The organism is Mycolicibacterium holsaticum DSM 44478 = JCM 12374 (assembly GCF_019645835.1).
Taxonomy (GTDB): domain Bacteria; phylum Actinomycetota; class Actinomycetes; order Mycobacteriales; family Mycobacteriaceae; genus Mycobacterium; species Mycobacterium holsaticum.
The window spans coordinates 2712350-2727622 of record NZ_CP080998.1; the positions used below are offsets into that span (position 1 = coordinate 2712350).

16 protein-coding genes are annotated in these 15273 nt (G+C 65.9%); 11 read left to right on the top strand and 5 right to left on the bottom strand.

Annotated elements, in window-relative coordinates; translation table 11 throughout:
* The first annotated feature begins 94 nt into the window (after positions 1–94).
* From K3U96_RS13095 to K3U96_RS13110, 4 genes are read left to right on the top strand one after another with little or no spacing between them, the layout of a single operon-like run.
* Positions 95–523: an MmpS family transport accessory protein gene (locus K3U96_RS13095; RefSeq protein WP_069405546.1), complete on the top strand. Its 429-nt coding sequence runs from the start codon at positions 95–97 to the stop codon at positions 521–523.
* A complete protein-coding gene (locus K3U96_RS13100) occupies positions 520–3426 on the top strand; it encodes an MMPL/RND family transporter (RefSeq protein WP_220693275.1) in 2907 nt (968 codons plus the stop codon). Before K3U96_RS13095 ends, K3U96_RS13100 begins: the two co-directional genes overlap by 4 nt.
* A complete protein-coding gene (locus K3U96_RS13105; protein ID WP_069405527.1) occupies positions 3423–3749 on the top strand; it encodes a DUF732 domain-containing protein in 327 nt (108 codons plus the stop codon). The genes K3U96_RS13100 and K3U96_RS13105 overlap by 4 nt, the downstream gene beginning before the upstream one ends.
* 14 nt (positions 3750–3763) lie before the next feature.
* Positions 3764–4204, top strand: a complete 441-nt coding sequence (locus tag K3U96_RS13110) for a DUF5078 domain-containing protein (RefSeq protein ID WP_069405526.1) — start codon at positions 3764–3766, stop codon at positions 4202–4204.
* Positions 4205–4216: 12 nt separating this feature from the next.
* Here K3U96_RS13110 and K3U96_RS13115 read toward each other — a convergent pair whose 3' ends face one another.
* Positions 4217–4357: a hypothetical protein gene (locus K3U96_RS13115; RefSeq protein WP_220693276.1), complete on the bottom strand. Its 141-nt coding sequence runs from the start codon at positions 4355–4357 to the stop codon at positions 4217–4219.
* 229 nt (positions 4358–4586) lie between these two features.
* Here K3U96_RS13115 and K3U96_RS13120 point away from each other — a divergent pair, with 229 nt between their 5' ends.
* Positions 4587–7451: an MMPL/RND family transporter gene (locus K3U96_RS13120; RefSeq protein ID WP_220693277.1), complete on the top strand. Its 2865-nt coding sequence runs from the start codon at positions 4587–4589 to the stop codon at positions 7449–7451.
* Here the strand turns inward: K3U96_RS13120 and K3U96_RS13125 are convergent.
* Positions 7437–7835, bottom strand: a complete 399-nt coding sequence (locus K3U96_RS13125; RefSeq protein WP_220693278.1) for a DUF4267 domain-containing protein — start codon at positions 7833–7835, stop codon at positions 7437–7439. The genes K3U96_RS13120 and K3U96_RS13125 overlap by 15 nt on opposite strands.
* A gap of 176 nt (positions 7836–8011) precedes the next feature.
* On the opposite strand from K3U96_RS13125, the gene K3U96_RS13130 reads away from it, so the two are divergent.
* From K3U96_RS13130 to K3U96_RS13155, 6 genes are all read left to right on the top strand, one after another.
* Positions 8012–8431 (top strand): PAS domain-containing protein, encoded by a 420-nt coding sequence (locus K3U96_RS13130; protein ID WP_069407873.1) that lies wholly within the window; start codon positions 8012–8014, stop codon positions 8429–8431.
* A gap of 116 nt (positions 8432–8547) precedes the next feature.
* Positions 8548–9000 (top strand): OsmC family peroxiredoxin, encoded by a 453-nt coding sequence (locus K3U96_RS13135; protein WP_069407874.1) that lies wholly within the window; start codon positions 8548–8550, stop codon positions 8998–9000.
* Entirely contained in the window at positions 8997–9488 is a 492-nt protein-coding gene (locus K3U96_RS13140) for a hemerythrin domain-containing protein (protein WP_220693279.1), read from the top strand. The genes K3U96_RS13135 and K3U96_RS13140 overlap by 4 nt, the downstream gene beginning before the upstream one ends.
* A gap of 85 nt (positions 9489–9573) precedes the next feature.
* Positions 9574–10452, top strand: coding sequence for a universal stress protein (locus tag K3U96_RS13145; protein ID WP_220693280.1), 879 nt, complete (start codon positions 9574–9576; stop codon positions 10450–10452).
* 102 nt (positions 10453–10554) lie between these two features.
* Complete coding sequence (locus K3U96_RS13150) at positions 10555–11526, top strand: SDR family oxidoreductase (protein WP_220693281.1); 972 nt, start codon at positions 10555–10557, stop codon at positions 11524–11526.
* On the top strand, positions 11516–12439 hold the full coding sequence (locus tag K3U96_RS13155; protein WP_230982447.1) for a DMT family transporter: 924 nt from the start codon (positions 11516–11518) through the stop codon (positions 12437–12439). Before K3U96_RS13150 ends, K3U96_RS13155 begins: the two co-directional genes overlap by 11 nt.
* Here K3U96_RS13155 and K3U96_RS13160 read toward each other — a convergent pair.
* From K3U96_RS13160 to K3U96_RS13170, 3 genes are read right to left on the bottom strand one after another with little or no spacing between them, the layout of a single operon-like run.
* Positions 12408–12977 carry a TetR/AcrR family transcriptional regulator gene (locus K3U96_RS13160; RefSeq protein ID WP_220693282.1) on the bottom strand — a complete coding sequence of 190 codons (570 nt, stop codon included), beginning with the start codon at positions 12975–12977 and terminating at the stop codon, positions 12408–12410. The two genes, K3U96_RS13155 and K3U96_RS13160, sit on opposite strands and share 32 nt — an antisense overlap.
* Before the next feature lie 14 nt (positions 12978–12991).
* Entirely contained in the window at positions 12992–14176 is a 1185-nt protein-coding gene (locus K3U96_RS13165; protein ID WP_220693283.1) for a sulfotransferase family protein, read from the bottom strand.
* Complete coding sequence (locus K3U96_RS13170) at positions 14173–15249, bottom strand: DUF1214 domain-containing protein (RefSeq protein ID WP_230982448.1); 1077 nt, start codon at positions 15247–15249, stop codon at positions 14173–14175. The genes K3U96_RS13165 and K3U96_RS13170 overlap by 4 nt, the downstream gene beginning before the upstream one ends.
* Positions 15250–15273 lie beyond the last annotated feature (24 nt).

The window sequence follows — 15273 nt, forward strand, 5'->3', positions numbered from 1 at the left end:
AGTTATACGGGCTAAGTACGCACGGCCGAACTGCAACCACGATACGTATTCAAGGGGCGCGATATATGGACGGCATGGGTCGGGGGCGATGGGTGTGATCGGCCTCGCCAAGAAGGTGTGGATACCACTTGTGATCGTTCTCGTGGTGGCCGTCGCCGGATTCACCGTGCACCGCATTCGCACCTTCTTCGGCGCCGAGGGCATCATCACCACCCCGAAGGTGTTCGCCGACGACCCTGAACCGTTTGACCCCAAAGTCGTCACCTACGAGATCTTCGGCACCGGCACCTACGCCGACATCAACTACCTCGACCTGGACGCCAAGCCGATCCGCGTCGACGGCGCGTCGCTGCCGTGGACGCTGACGTTGCAGACGACCGCCCCGTCGGCCGCGCCGAACATCGTCGCGCAGGGTGACGGGGAGTCCATCACCTGCCGGATCACCGTCGACGACGAAGTGAAAGACGAAAGAACCTCCACCGGCGTGAGCGCCCAGACCTTCTGCTACGTGAAATCCGCATGAGCGTGCCGACGAGCGAGGCGCCCACCGACGCCTTCCCTCCGGCCAGGCACACCGCACGACCGTTCATCCCCCGGATGATCCGCAAGTTCGCGGTGCCGATCATCCTGGCCTGGATCCTGCTCATCGCGGTGCTGAATGTCGTTGTGCCGCAGCTGGAGACGGTCGGCCAGATGCGCTCGGTGTCGATGAGCCCCGAAGAGGCGCCGTCGATGATCGCGATGAAACGCGTCGGCACGGTCTTCGAGGAGTACGACTCCGACAGCTCGGCGATGATCGTCCTGGAGGGTGAGCGACCCCTCGGCGACGACGCGCGCGCGTTCTACGACAAGATCGTCGACGCGTTGGAGGCCGACACCAAGCACGTGCAGAGCGTGCAGGACTTCTGGAGCGATCCGCTGACCGCGGCGGGTGCCCAGAGCAACGACGGCAAGGCCGTCTACGTCCAGGCGTATCTGGCCGGTAACCAGGGCGAGAGCCTGGCCAACGAATCGGTGCAGGCGGTGCAGGACATCGTGGCCGGCGTGCCGCCACCGCCGGGGGTCAAGGCGTACGTGACGGGTCCGGCCGCCTTGATGGCCGACCAGCACATCGCCAGCGACCGCAGCATGCGGCTGATCGAGGCGGTCACCTTCACGGTGATCATCACCATGCTGCTGCTGGTCTACCGATCGATCGTCACGGTGGGGATCACGCTGGTGATGGTCGTCCTGCAGCTGTCTGCGACCCGCGGCGTGGTGTCGTTCCTGGGGTTCCACGAGATCATCGGGCTCTCACCGTTTGCCACCAACCTGCTCGTCACGTTGGCAATCGCGGCGGGCACCGACTACGCGATCTTCCTGATCGGCCGATATCAGGAAGCGCGGGGTGCCGGCGAGGACCGAGAATCGGCCTTCTACACGATGTTCGGCGGGACCGCGCACGTCGTGCTCGGCTCGGGGCTGACGATCGCCGGCGCCACCTTCTGCCTGAGTTTCACCCGGCTGCCCTACTTCCAGTCGCTTGGTGTGCCGTTGGCCATCGGCATGGTCACCTGCGTACTGGCCGCGCTCACCCTGGGGTCGTCGATCATCACCGTGGCGAGCCGGTTCGGCAAGTTGCTCGAACCCAAGCGGGCGATGCGGGTGCGAGGGTGGCGCAAGATCGGCGCCGTCGTCGTGCGGTGGCCGGGTCCGATCCTGGTCGCCACGATCGCGCTGTCGCTGGTCGGCCTGCTGACCCTGCCCGGCTACCACACCAACTACAACGACCGGACCTACCTGCCGGCAGACCTGCCCGCCAACGAGGGGTACGCGGCCGCCGACCGGCATTTCTCCCAGGCGCGGATGAACCCCGAACTGCTGATGATCGAAAGCGACCACGATCTGCGCAACTCGGCGGACTTCCTGGTCATCGACAAGATCGCGAAGGCCACCTTCCGGGTTCCGGGGATCTCCCGGGTGCAGGCCATCACCCGGCCCGACGGCAAGCCGATCGAGCACACCTCGATTCCGTTCCTGATCAGCATGCAGGGCACCACCCAGCAGATGAACCAGAAGTACCTGCAGGATCGGATGGCCGACATGCTGGTTCAGGCCGACGAGATGTCGAAGACCATCGAGAGCATGGAGAAGATGTCGGCGCTGACCATGCAGATGGCCGACGTCACCCACTCCATGGTCACCAAGATGCGGGACATGACGGCCAGCGTGGCCGAAATGCGGGACAGCATCGCCAATTTCGACGACTTCTTCCGGCCGATCCGCAACTACTTCTACTGGGAGCCGCACTGCTTCAACATCCCGATCTGTTGGGCGTTCCGGTCGGTCTTCGACACCCTCGACGGCATCGACACGATGACCCACTCGATTCAGGACATGCTCCCCGACATGGAGCGTCTCGATGAGCTGATGCCGCAGATGGTCACCCTGATGCCGTCGATGATCGAGACGATGAAGACGATGCGGACGATGATGCTGACCATGCACGCCTCCCAGAAGGGGCTGCAGGATCAGATGGCGGCCATGCAGGAGAACTCGACCGCCATGGGCGACGCCTTCGACGCGTCGATGAACGACGACTCCTTCTACCTGCCGCCGGAAGTGTTCGACAACGAAGACTTCAAGAAGGGCATGGAGAACTTCATCTCCCCGGACGGGAAGTCGGTTCGCTTCATCATCTCCCACGACGGTGACCCGATGACCCCGGAGGGCATCGCCAAGATCGACGAGATCAAACAGGCCGCCAAAGAAGCCATCAAGGGCACCCCGCTGGAGGGTTCCAAGATCTACCTGGCAGGCACGGCCGCGGTGTTCAAGGACATGGCCGACGGCAACACCTACGACCTGATGATCGCCGCGATCGCCTCGCTGGGGCTGATCTTCATCATCATGCTGCTCATCACCCGAAGTGTGGTGGCCGCCGCGGTGATCGTCGGCACCGTGGTGCTGTCGCTGGGCGCGTCGTTCGGCCTGTCGGTGCTGATCTGGCAGCACCTCCTGGGGATCGACCTGCACTGGATGGTGATGGCGATGTCGGTCATCATCCTGTTGGCGGTCGGCGCCGACTACAACCTGTTGCTGGTGGCGCGCCTCAAGGAGGAACTGCACGCCGGCATCAACACCGGCATCATCCGGGCGATGGGCGGCAGCGGCTCGGTGGTGACCTCGGCGGGCCTGGTATTCGCCTTCACGATGATGTCGATGTCGGTCAGCGAATTGACCGTAATCGGACAGGTCGGCACCACCATCGGGTTAGGCTTGCTATTCGACACACTGGTGGTCCGCGCCTTCATGACGCCGTCAATCGCGGCGTTGATGGGCAAATGGTTCTGGTGGCCGCAACGGGTCCGTCAGCGACCCGTACCATTAGCGTGGCCGAAACCTAAACAGTTCGCACAGGCGGGTCAAGAAGGAGGGCAGCTTTGAAGCGCTCGATGGTCGGAATAGCCTTGGCCGCAGCGGGGCTGGTGTTCGCAGCGCCCGCAGCCGCTGACGTCGACACTGCCTTCGCCTCGGAACTCCACGGCTATGGCATCTACGGTCAGCGGGACTTCAACGCCTGGATCGCGAAGATCAGCTGCAAACGGTTGCACAACGGCGTCGACCACAACGCGAACGACTCCGCGAAGTTCATCTTCGACCAGCTGCAACGGGGCAGCACCACCGAACAGGCCTGGCAGTTCCTCGGCGCGACGCTGCGCACGTACTGCCCGGACCAGTTGCCGATTCTCGACGCCGCGACGCGCTAACAAGGAGCTGAAAAGTGTTACGCAAAGTCAGCATCGCCCTGGCCGCCGCTGCCAGCGCGGCCCTGCTCTTTCCGGCGACGGCGTCCGCGGACGCCACCGAGGACTATCCGATCCCCAACCGGATGCTTCGGACGACGTGCACGGTCGACCAGTACATGGCCGCGGTGCGCGACACCGACCCGGTGTATTACGAGCGCTACATGATCGACTACAAGAACAAGTCCCCGCAGGTCCAGCAGGGCGCACGGGACCGGATCCACTGGTACTTCTCGATGGACTACCCGGGTCGCCGCGCCTATTCGGAGAACATCGCGACCAACATCTACTACGAGCAGATGGCGTTCGCGTGGCCCAACTGGGCGAAGCTGTTCTTCAACAACAAGGGTGTGGTGGCACACGGTACCGAGGTGTGCGCGAACTACCCGGCGCAGGACCCGTCGGTCTGGGCCTGGTAACCGCGACGGCGGTTACGGCAACGCGCTGAGCATCGAGTTCAGCGCATCGGCCATCGGATCCTGCGCGGGCGCAACCGGATTGGGCGGGTCCAAAACCGGGTCCACTGGCGCCGCGACAGCGACGGCGACGACGGCCGGCGCGGCGACTCGCACGTCAAAACCCAAGCCCAGCAACCAGTTCCGAAGGTGCGTCGCCTGGATCTCGTCGGTGCACCTGAGCGAAGGCGCCGGCGGCGAGGCGGCCTCTAGAATGTGGCGCACCGCCGCTTTTCTCACCGGCCTTGCTGGTCAGCGGAGGTAGGTCGCCGCGCGGGGTCCCCATCTGGTAAAAACTAAGACGGTCTAACACTCTAGGGAGGAGCTCCGCCGAGGTGATTGGCTGGTGAGCACCCCGACCCTCGATTCCGCACCTACGGCGCACCCGCCTCTGCGCTCGGCCGTGGCCACCTGGATCCGGCGCCTTGCGGTGCCGATCATCGCCGGCTGGATCCTTCTGATCGCCGTCCTCAACGTCACCGTGCCGCAGCTCGAGGTGGTCGGGCAGATGCGGTCGGTGTCGATGAGCCCCGAGGAAGCCCCCTCGGTGATCGCGATGAAGCGCATCGGCGAGGTCTTCGAGGAGTTCAAGTCCGACAGCTCGGCCATGATCGTCATCGAGGGCCAGCAGCCCCTGGGCGACGAGGCCCGGGCGTACTACAACGACCTGATCGACAAGCTCCGCGCCGACACCGCACACGTCGAGCACGTCCAGGACTTCTGGGGCGACCCGCTGACCGAGGCCGCCGCGCTCAGCGCCGACCGCAAAGCCGTCTACGTCCAGGTGTACCTGGCCGGCAACATGGGCGAAGCGCTGTCCAACGAGTCGGTGGACGCGGTGCAGGGCGTCGTCTCCGGGCTCTCCCCACCGCCGGGCGTCGACGTCTACGTCACCGGCGGTTCGGCGCTGGTGGCCGATCAGCAGATCGCCAGCGACCGCAGCGTGCGAATCATCGAGTTCGTCACGTTCGCCGTCATCATCACGATGTTGCTGCTGGTCTACCGGTCGATCATCACGGTGCTGTTGACGCTGGTGATGGTGGTCCTCGCGCTGGCGGCCACCCGTGGCGTGGTGGCGTTCCTGGGCTACCACGAGCTCATCGGCCTCTCGACGTTCGCCACCAACCTATTGGTCACCTTGGCCATCGCCGCATCGACGGACTACGCCATCTTCCTGACCGGGCGCTATCAGGAAGGCCGCACGATCGGACAGGACCGGGTCACCGCCTTCCACACGATGTATCGCGGCACCGCGCACGTCGTGCTCGGTTCGGGCATGACGATCGCCGGGGCGACGTTCTGCCTTTCCTTCACCCGGCTGCCGTATTTCCGGTCGCTCGGCGTGCCGCTGGCGGTCGGTATGACGACGGCGGTGTTCGTCGCGCTGACGCTGGGACCCGCGATCATCACCGTCGCCAGCCGGTTCGGCCTGCTCGAACCGAAACGCGCCATGCGGATCCGGGGCTGGCGCAAGATCGGCGCCGCCATCGTACGGTGGCCCGCCCCGATTCTGTTCGCGACGGTTGCGATCTCGCTGGTCGGTCTGCTGGCTCTGCCCGGCTACCAGCCCAACTACAACGACCGCCAGTATCTGCCGCCCGACCTGCCCGCCAACGAAGGTTTCGCGGCCGCCGAGCGGCACTTCTCCCCCGCCACCATGAACCCCGAGGTGCTGCTCGTCGAGAGCGACCACGACCTGCGCAACTCGGCGGACTTTTTGGTGATCGACAAGATCTCCAAGGCGGTGTTCGACGTGCCGGGCATCGGTCGGGTGCAGTCGATCACCCGGCCCAACGGCAAACCCATCGAGTTCAGCACGATCCCGGCCCAGATCAGCCTCGGCGGCGTCACCCAGGACCTGAACCGCAAGTACATGCAGGACCGCATGGACGACATGCTGGTGCAGGCCGAAGAGATGCAGACGACCATCGACACGATGACCCGAATGATGGCGTTGATGGGCGAGATGAACGCGACGACGCACAGCATGGTGGAAAAGACCCGCACGATGACGATCGACGTCGCCGAATTGCGGGACCACATCTCCAATTTCGACGACTTCTTCCGCCCGATGCGCAACTACTTCTACTGGGAACCGCACTGCTACAACATCCCGGTCTGTTGGACCATGCGGTCGATCTTCGACACCATCGACGGTGTCAACATCATGACCGACAACGTTCAGGCGCTGCTGCCGGACCTGGAACGTCTTGATGCGCTGATGCCGCAACTGCTCGCGTTGATGCCCGAGCAGATCGCGACGATGAAGAACATGAAGAAGATGATGCTGACCATGCACGCCACCCAGGCGGGTATGCAGAATCAGCAGGCCGCGATGGCCGACAACCAGTCGGCCATGGGCGATGCGTTCAACAACTCGTGGAACGACGACACCTTCTACCTGCCGCCGGAGATCTTCGACAACGCGGATTTCAAGAAGGGCATGGAGAACTTCATTTCGCCGAACGGCCATGCGGTGCGGTTCATCATCAACCACGAGGGTGATCCGCTCAGCGCGGACGGCATCGACCGCATCAACGCCATCAAGCAGGCCGCCAAGGAGGCGATCAAGGGCACACCGCTGGAGGGTTCGACGATCTATCTCGGCGGTACCGCGTCGGCGTTCAAGGACATGCGCGACGGCAACGGCTACGACATGCTGATCGCCGGCATCCTCGCGCTGTCGCTGATCTTCACCATCATGTTGTTGATCACCCGCAGCCTCGTGGCGGCGGGGGTCATCGTCGGCACCGTGGTGCTGTCGCTGGGCGCGTCCTTCGGGCTCTCGGTCCTGCTGTGGCAACACATCCTGGGCATCGAACTGCAGTTCATGGTGATGGCGATGGCGGTGATCATCCTGCTGGCTGTCGGCGCCGACTACAACCTGTTGTTGGTGGCACGCCTGAAAGAAGAACTGCCCGCCGGGATCAACACCGCGATCATTCGGGCGATGGGCGGTAGTGGGTCCGTCGTGACCGCCGCGGGTCTGGTGTTCGCGTTCACCATGTTCTCGATGATGGTGAGCGAGTTGACCGTGGTAGCTCAGGTCGGCACGACGATCGGGCTGGGTCTGCTGTTCGACACGCTGGTGATCCGCGCGTTCATGACGCCGTCCATCGCCGCGCTGATGGGCAAGTGGTTCTGGTGGCCCCAGGTGGTGCGGGCCAAGCCGGTGCCTGTGCGGTGGCCCGAGCCGCTAGGCAGGCGCTGACGTCTGCGCTGACCGCGGACCCCGGCGCGTCGCGCCCCACAGCCCCACTGCGATGCCGAGCACCGCGCCACCCAGGCCGATGGCGCGCTGGGACGGCTTGAGCTCGTCGTGCACCCCGATCCCGCCGAGCAGGTCGGCGGTGTCCGCCCCGCCGGAGGCCAGGAACCAGCCCCGGGTGGTGTGCCCGCGCAGCGCCGCGGCGGTCAGCAGCCCGCCGATCAGCGCGTCGCGGTAGCCCATCGAACGCAGCAGGAGTTGGGCCGTCGGCGTCGGCGCTTCGGAGTCACCCCACAACCGGTTGGCCCGCAGCGGGTCGACGAGAAATGAGATACCTGACGCGAGGCGGATGCTGCCCACGACGAGCGCGGCACGGTCGATCGACATGGCTGGAGCCTAAGCGGTCGCGCACGGCGTCGGGGCAGAACCCGCGTACCGTTCTACCCCTCGCCCATACCGTCGACCGGATCGGCTCAAGCCCACTCTCCCTTCGGCGCTTGTATAACGCAAGAGTTGCACAATGCAATACTCGAACCGGTCGAGTGCGAAGTGGAGATGGTGAAATGGACGAACGGTCTTTGGCAGCGACGATCCTGTCCGGGCCCGATGCGATCATCGCGGCCGACAGCGACGGCGTGGTCACCTTCTGGAACGCTGGGGCGCAACGGATTTTCGGTTTCACTGCTGAGCAGGCGGTGGGCGAGTCGTTGGATCTCATCATCCCGGAGCGGTTGCGGGCGCGGCACTGGGCGGGCTGGAAGCAGGTGATGGCCACCGGGCAAAGCCGTTACAGCGCTGGGGATCTACTGGCGGTTCCGGCCGTGCGGCACGACGGTACGACGATCTCCGTCGAGTTCACCATCCATCCCCTGCGCGACGAGGGCCGCGGCGAGCTGTGCGGGTTCGCGGCGACGCTGCGCGATGTCACCGCACGGTTCGAAGAGACACGCCGGTTGCGCAAACAACTCGCGACACAGTCGTGACCCGGCTCTCGCGGTAACGCCTCGACTGGAGTAGCGTTTCTACAACCACGATTGTAAAAACAGTGCCGCGGTGCGGTGACCAGTCGAGCCCCATCGCGGCAGAAGGGGAAGAAAGCATGGCTATCGCCGACCGCACCACCCGCACCGTATGGGAAGGCCCGCTTGCCACCGGTTCCGGGCGGCTGGAATCGGGCAGCGGCGCGCTGACCGGTCTGGACGTCACCTGGGCCGCCCGCACCGAGCAGCCCGGCGGCAAGACCAGCCCCGAAGAGCTGGCCGCCGCCGCGCATTCGTCGTGCTTCTCGATGGCGCTCGCGCTCAAGCTCGGTGAGCACAAGGTCGAGCCGCAACGGCTGGACATCAGCGCCACGGTGACGCTGGACGAAGTCGACGGACTGCCGACCATCGTGTCCTCGGCACTGGAGATCAAGGCCGAAGTGGACGGGATCGACGCCGCAGATTTCCAGAAGATCGTGGACGAGGCCGCCGCACTGTGCCCGGTGTCGAGGCTGTTCGCCGGCGCAAAAATCAGTGTGAACGCGCAACTGCTGACCCGGGAGTCGGCATGAACGCCACGTTGAGCGCGGCGCTCGAACAGGAGCACCACATCATCGACCGCGGAATCGAGATCTTCGCCGACGGCGCCCTCACAGAGGTCACCGCCGAGCAGCGGGAGGCGCTGATCAACGCGGTGGCCGTGCTGCGTCGGCACATCTACCTCGAAGAGGAATACCTGTTCCCGCCGTTGCGCGCGGCGGGCATGGTGGGTCCCGTCATGGTGATGGTGCACGAGCACGCCCAAATGTGGCCGCTGCTGGACCAACTCGACGAATGCCTCACCCCGGAGAGCGTGGGCACCGCCGTCCAGTTGTGCCGCGAGCTGCTGACGCAGCTCGGCTCGCACAACTGGAAAGAGGAGCGGATCCTTTACCCCCAGGCCGACGACATGCTCTCGGCGGCAGACCGTGACGAGTTGACCGAACTGATCGCCACGGCCCAGGTCCCCGAGGGCTGGGTCTGCCACGGCGCCGTGAAGGGAGACCAACCCGTCTCCTGAGTGGGGACCAACTTCCCTACCCGCCGACCGCGCTCACAGGGCACACTGTGGGCACGGCGTTTCGGCGAGCACAGAGGAGGCTGACGTGGCGGCTCTCATCGAGGACCCCGGCATCGTTGTCGGCGTTGACGGTTCACCGACGTCGCAGGTCGCCGTCGGCTGGGCCGCGCGGGAAGCCGCGCTGCGTGGCGTCGCGCTGACGTTGGTGAACGTGATCAACCCGATCATCACGACGTCTCCGCACGTCCCCCTGCCCGTCGACCTCCAGCAGTGGCAACAGGAGATGGTCGGCCGGTACATCGACGACGCCGTCGAGCTCGTCGACTCGCTCGCCGCGGACCGCCGACCCGCCAAAGTCAACAAAGAGGTGTTCTTCGGGTCCACTGTGCCCACCCTGGTCGACATCTCCGAGACGGCCGACATGGTCGTGGTCGGCAACCGTGGCCGGGGCGCGGTCAGCAGGCTTCTTCTCGGCTCGGTGACATCCGGGCTGGTGCACCGCGCGCATTGCCCGGTCGCCGTCATCCGCGACGAAGCACCGTCGGCGCCGGACACCGCGCCGGTTCTGGTCGGCGTCGACGGCTCCCCCGGCGCCGATCACGCAACCGATATCGCGTTCGAGGCGGCGTCGCTGCGCGGCGTCGACGTGGTGGCGTTGGAGGCGTGGAGCGACACGGTGCTCGACCTGCCCGGTCTGGACTGGGAAACGGTGAAAGCCCACGAAGAACAGGTGCTGGCCGATCGGCTGGCCGCCTGGCAGGAGCGCTACCCCAACGTCAAGGTCAAGCCGGTGCTGGTACGCGACGAGCCCGCGCGCCAACTCATCGAGCATGCCGACTCCGCGCAGTTGGTGGTCGTGGGCAGCCGCGGCCGCGGCGGGTTCACGGGCATGCTGCTGGGGTCGGTCAGCTCGGCAGTCGTGCAGGCCGTCAGCAAGCCGGTGATCGTCGCGCGCCAGGGCTGAGGCTCAAAGCCGCGCGGTTCGCCACGCGAAATACCGCGTGAGTGACGCACCGACCTTATGCTGACAGCGGCCGAACGCCGGTCGAGTGAAGGATCGGGGGCCATGACCGGACTGCAAACCAATAGCGCCGACAACATCGAACCCCTGGATCCACAGCCAGCTGTCGACCGCCGCCAGGTGGTGAAAGCCTCTGCTGGGAAACGGTTTTCGGCCCAGAACGTGCGAACGGCACTTCGACTCGCCGGGATGCGCCCGCTGCCGCGCCTGACGCCGCGCGCACCGGTCGATCTGCGCGGAAAACGTATCCTGCTGACCGGGGCGTCCTCGGGCATCGGCGAGGTGGCCGCCGAGAAGCTGGCCGCCCACGGTGCCACCGTGATCGTCGTGGCGCGCCGCGCGGACCTCCTCGGCGACGTGGTCGCGAGGATCACCGCACGTGGCGGCACCGCCGTCGCCATGCCGGCCAACCTGGCCGATCTCGACGACGTCGATGCACTGGTGCGCAACGTCGGACCCGTCGACATCCTGATCAACAACGCAGGCCGCTCCATCCGCAGGCCCCTGCTCGAATCGCTGGAGCGATGGCATGACGTCGAGCGCACGATCAACCTGAACTATTACGCACCGCTTCGGCTGATCCGCGGTCTGGCGCCCGGCATGCTCGAGCGGGGCGACGGGCACATCATCAACGTGTCGAGTTGGCGGGTGATGCCGGAGTCCTCGCCGCTGTTCGGTGTCTACAACGCCTCGAAGGCGGCGCTGAGCGCGGTGAGCCGGGTGATCGACAACGAGCTGGCCGACCTGGGCATCTGCTCGACGACGATCTACTACCCCCTGGTGGCCACTCCGATGATCGCGCCCACCCGTGCCTACGACTCGCTGGCGGCCCTCAGCGCCGACGAGGCCGCGGACTGGATGGTGGTAGCGGCACGGACGCGCCCGGTGCGCATCACCCCGCGCAAGACGTTGCCGCTGCGGGCTCTGGACATCATGTCACCGCGCCTGCTCAACGGCGTCATGAAGCGCTCCACCCCCCAGGTGACCCCGACCGGCGGCGCCGACGGTGTCCGGTAGCCCGGCGGGCTATCGAACCGAGAACCTCGGTATCGGAGCGCTTCTCACCACCGCGGCGTTTTTCTGCGTCGCACTGGTGGGAATGCTGGCGAAGATTTCGGGTCAATACACCTCGACCGGCGTGCTTCTGCTGTTCCAGAACGCGATCTGTCTGCTGGTGATGATTCCGGTGGTGCTTCGCGGCGGCCGCTCCTCGCTGCGGACCGACAAGATCGGACTGCACATCCTGCGGGCCGCGGCCGGCACCGGCTGTTGGTACGCGTTGTTCTTCGCGATCATGGCGATACCGTTGGCCAACGCGACGCTGCTGACCTACAGCGCCCCACTGTGGATGCCGCTGATCGCATGGGCGGTCACCCGGCAACGAGTCGCCGCACCCACCTGGTTGGGGGCAGGGGTCGGCTTCGCCGGGGTGATCCTGGTGCTGCAGCCGCAGGACCACGGTTTCGGCATCCCCGAATTGTCAGCGCTCGCAGGGGCTTTGCTGCTGGCCGTGGCCATGATGTCGGTCCGATGGCTGGGTGCCACCGAGCCGGTCGCCCGGATTCTCTTCTACTATTTTCTGCTGTCGACGGTGATGACCATCCCGATCGCCGTCATCGACTGGCAACCGATTCCGTCTGTGGTGTGGCCCGGGCTGATCGGCCTCGGTGTGGCGCAGCTGTTCTCCCAGATCCTGATCGTGGTGGCCTACCGCTACGCGTCGGCGGAGAAGGTGGGTCCGTTCATCTATTCGGTGATCGTGTTCTCGGCGGTGATCGACTGGATCGTCTGGCACCATGCGCCGACGGCCTACATGTACGTGGGCATGGCGTTGGTCATCGGCGGGGGCTTGATCGCCGTGCGAGCCAAACCCCAAGTGCCCCAAAATCATACCGCGGTTACGACGGCCGCGTCAGAGCCCAGGTCATGAGCTGTGCGACGTGCGCGGCCACCACGTCGGGCGGGGTCTGATCGGCCAGCAGGTGCATCGTCACCGCGCCACGAATCGTGTTGAGCGTCAGGTCGATATCGATGTTCGTTCGGGTGTCGCCGCGGCTGATGCCTGCGTCGACGAGGGCCGCCAGGGACGCGCGTAGCGGGGCCAAGAGACCGTCGACCAGACCCGGTAACGGGGTGTCGGGGTCCGCATCGGCCATGAGCCCGGCGATGCCTGCGCGTACGTCGGGGCGACAGGCGTAGTCGACGATGGCGCCCACGAAGATCCTGAGGTCGGCCTCCAACGGCCCGGGATAGGCCGAGGGCCATTGGGGTGTCTCCCAGGCGAAGAGGGCCTCGGAGACCAGCGACGCCTTGATCGCCCACCATCGATAGATCAACTGGCGGGTGACGCCGGCGCGGTTGGCGACGTCGGAGAAGGTGAACGCGTAGCCGCGTTCGTTGAGCAGTTCCCGGGTGGCGACCAGAACGGCCTCGTGGCGCTGGGCATCGCGGGGCCGGCCCGGGCCCACGTCGGGGCAGCGGGTCAGGACAGCTCCTGGACGACGTCGAAGTATCCGGTGTAGCGGGCGGTGCGCCGGCGGATGGCGTCGAGCGAGAGGCCGGTGGCCTCGAAGGTGTACGGGTGGCCGTGGCCCTCACGCACATGGGTGCGCAGGAAGCCCGTCATCGCGTGCTCGACGTCGGTCGAGAAATTCCAACCGAATACGGTGTAGAGGGACCTGGCCGCGCCGACCGGGTCGCTCATCAGGTCGCTGAACTGAAGGTCGACCACCCGGTCCGGCGGGACGACACCGTTGATTCGGGCGTCGACGCTGCGTTCGAGCCCGCCGAGGATGAACTCGAAGAACTCGTCGGCCATCCGCGGGTGGTCGATGTCGTCGGTGCCGAGCTTGCGCAGCGTGCCGAGCAGGCTGGTCGTGGACGCCATCACCTTGGCGGGGTCGCGGTGGGTCTGCACCAGCAGCGCGCTGGGGTATTCGGCCATCAGCTCGGGCAGCGTCCAGCAGTGAAACGGGGTTTTGATGAGCCAGCGGTTGCCGGGAGCCTCGCTGGCCAACAGTTCCAGGAAGCGCCGGTGCCAGGTGTAGGAGCCGGCGACGTGGCCCTGGTCTTGCGCCGCGTACAGGAGCCACTGCAGATATGACGGCACCTGGTACTGGGTGGGAAAGATCGCCGAGACGAAGTGGCTCGCGGTGATGCGCACGCACTCCTGGGCGAGTTGGGCGCCGAGTTGATGGACCGAGCGGAACTCGGGAATCACGGTGTCGACGAGTTCGAACGTCGCTTCCGTTTGCGCAATTCGCGGGTCGGTGCGGTAGGTCTCGGTGCGCGGCGGCGGCAGCGGCTGGTCGACCTCCCACGTCTGCGGCACCCGGTGGTCGGGATCCTGTGCGAGCAGGTCGAAAAGCATGGTGGTGCCGGTGCGGGCCTGGCCCATGATGACGATCGGCGGCGTGATGTCGCGCTCGCGGATCTCGGGGTGGCTGCGGTGGTGATCGACGATGCGCAACCGGTTGACCAGATACTGGGTCAGCTCGCCGTGTACGACGAGCTGACCCATGTCGTGCAGGTTCGCCTCGCGGTCAAGGGAATCCAGGAGCACGTCCAGGGCGGTGCGCCAGCCGTCGCCGCCGAACAGGGCGTCGTCGCCGAAGTCGCTGAGACCCGTTGCCTCGGCAGCGGATTGGATCAGCTCATCGGATTTCATGCGGTGACCTCGGCGAGGTTGAGCAGGCTTGCGGTGACGCGGGGCGGGTCGGGGTTGTCGAGCCAGCGCAGCACGACGAACCCGCGACGGCGTCGGCCGGTGTCCAGCCAGTTCGGCACGCCGGGGTCGTGGCCGGCGATCACGACGCGCACGGTGCCGTCGGGTCGGGGCTGAAATGAGGCCTGGGTGCCCGAACTGCGGGTGCGGTACGGTTCCAGGCACTCATGCCAGAGGCTTTCCAGGGTGATCGACCAGTACCGGGTGTCGGGCGGTGCGATGTCGAGTTGTAGGGCCTGGCCGTCGGTCAGGTCGAAGGCGCCGAGCATGTAGAGGTTGTCGGGGGTGGTGTTCTCCGAGCCGAGCGCGGCGGCCTGCGAGGTGACCAGCGTGTTGGGCTGGGACAGCAGGTCCGGCAGCACCGTGCGGTGCAGGGTCATCAGTTTGAACGCCGTCCACATGAACGCGCTCAACTGGTCGGCGAGTGCGTCGTCGGTGAGCACGGCGGCCGGCTCTGCAGGTTGGATCTGGGCGATTTCGTACGTCGCGATTTGCTCTACCTGACGGTCGGAGATGTACTGCCGCACCACGATGGCCGAGGCGTCGTCGGGAATCTGCACCCAGTGCTCACCGGTGCCGGGATCGGTTGGGGCAAGGACGAATTCGAAGCTGCCGTCGGCGTCGATCGTCAGGTCGACGTCCGAAACGTACGCGGCCTGGCGGCGCGGTGTGAGACCGGTGCCTGCCATCACCTGAAAACCCAAGTAGGTCACCGTCTCCCGGCGGCCGCGGACCCGGTACGAGCGGCCGGGGGTCAGCGCGCACAGGTCGTACTCGCCGTCCGGGTTCGGTCCACCGACCTGCCGCAGCGGCGTCGCCATCGGAAAGAACCGCGGAATCTCGGGATCGACGTCGATCGAGAGCTCGCTGCACAGGGCGATGACCCGCGCCAGCACGCGGTAGCCCTCCAGGCGCTCCCGTTCGTCGCGGGCGTCCTCGCGGACCACCTCCCCCAGGTCGCGAAACATGCCGAGCAGCGCGTCGAAGGCCGCGTCACTGCGTGGGGTTCTTGACATGGCACCAATCCGTCAACGGGGCAA

Coding starts and splice junctions, on each gene's coding strand:
- K3U96_RS13135 (WP_069407874.1), top strand. CDS start 8,548: ATGGCTATCGCCGACCGCACCACCCGCACCGTATGGGAAGGCCCGCTT.
- K3U96_RS13100 (WP_220693275.1), top strand. CDS start 520: ATGAGCGTGCCGACGAGCGAGGCGCCCACCGACGCCTTCCCTCCGGCC.
- K3U96_RS13125 (WP_220693278.1), bottom strand. CDS start 7,835: ATGTCGATCGACCGTGCCGCGCTCGTCGTGGGCAGCATCCGCCTCGCG.
- K3U96_RS13130 (WP_069407873.1), top strand. CDS start 8,012: ATGGACGAACGGTCTTTGGCAGCGACGATCCTGTCCGGGCCCGATGCG.
- K3U96_RS13165 (WP_220693283.1), bottom strand. CDS start 14,176: ATGAAATCCGATGAGCTGATCCAATCCGCTGCCGAGGCAACGGGTCTC.
- K3U96_RS13150 (WP_220693281.1), top strand. CDS start 10,555: ATGACCGGACTGCAAACCAATAGCGCCGACAACATCGAACCCCTGGAT.
- K3U96_RS13140 (WP_220693279.1), top strand. CDS start 8,997: ATGAACGCCACGTTGAGCGCGGCGCTCGAACAGGAGCACCACATCATC.
- K3U96_RS13170 (WP_230982448.1), bottom strand. CDS start 15,249: ATGTCAAGAACCCCACGCAGTGACGCGGCCTTCGACGCGCTGCTCGGC.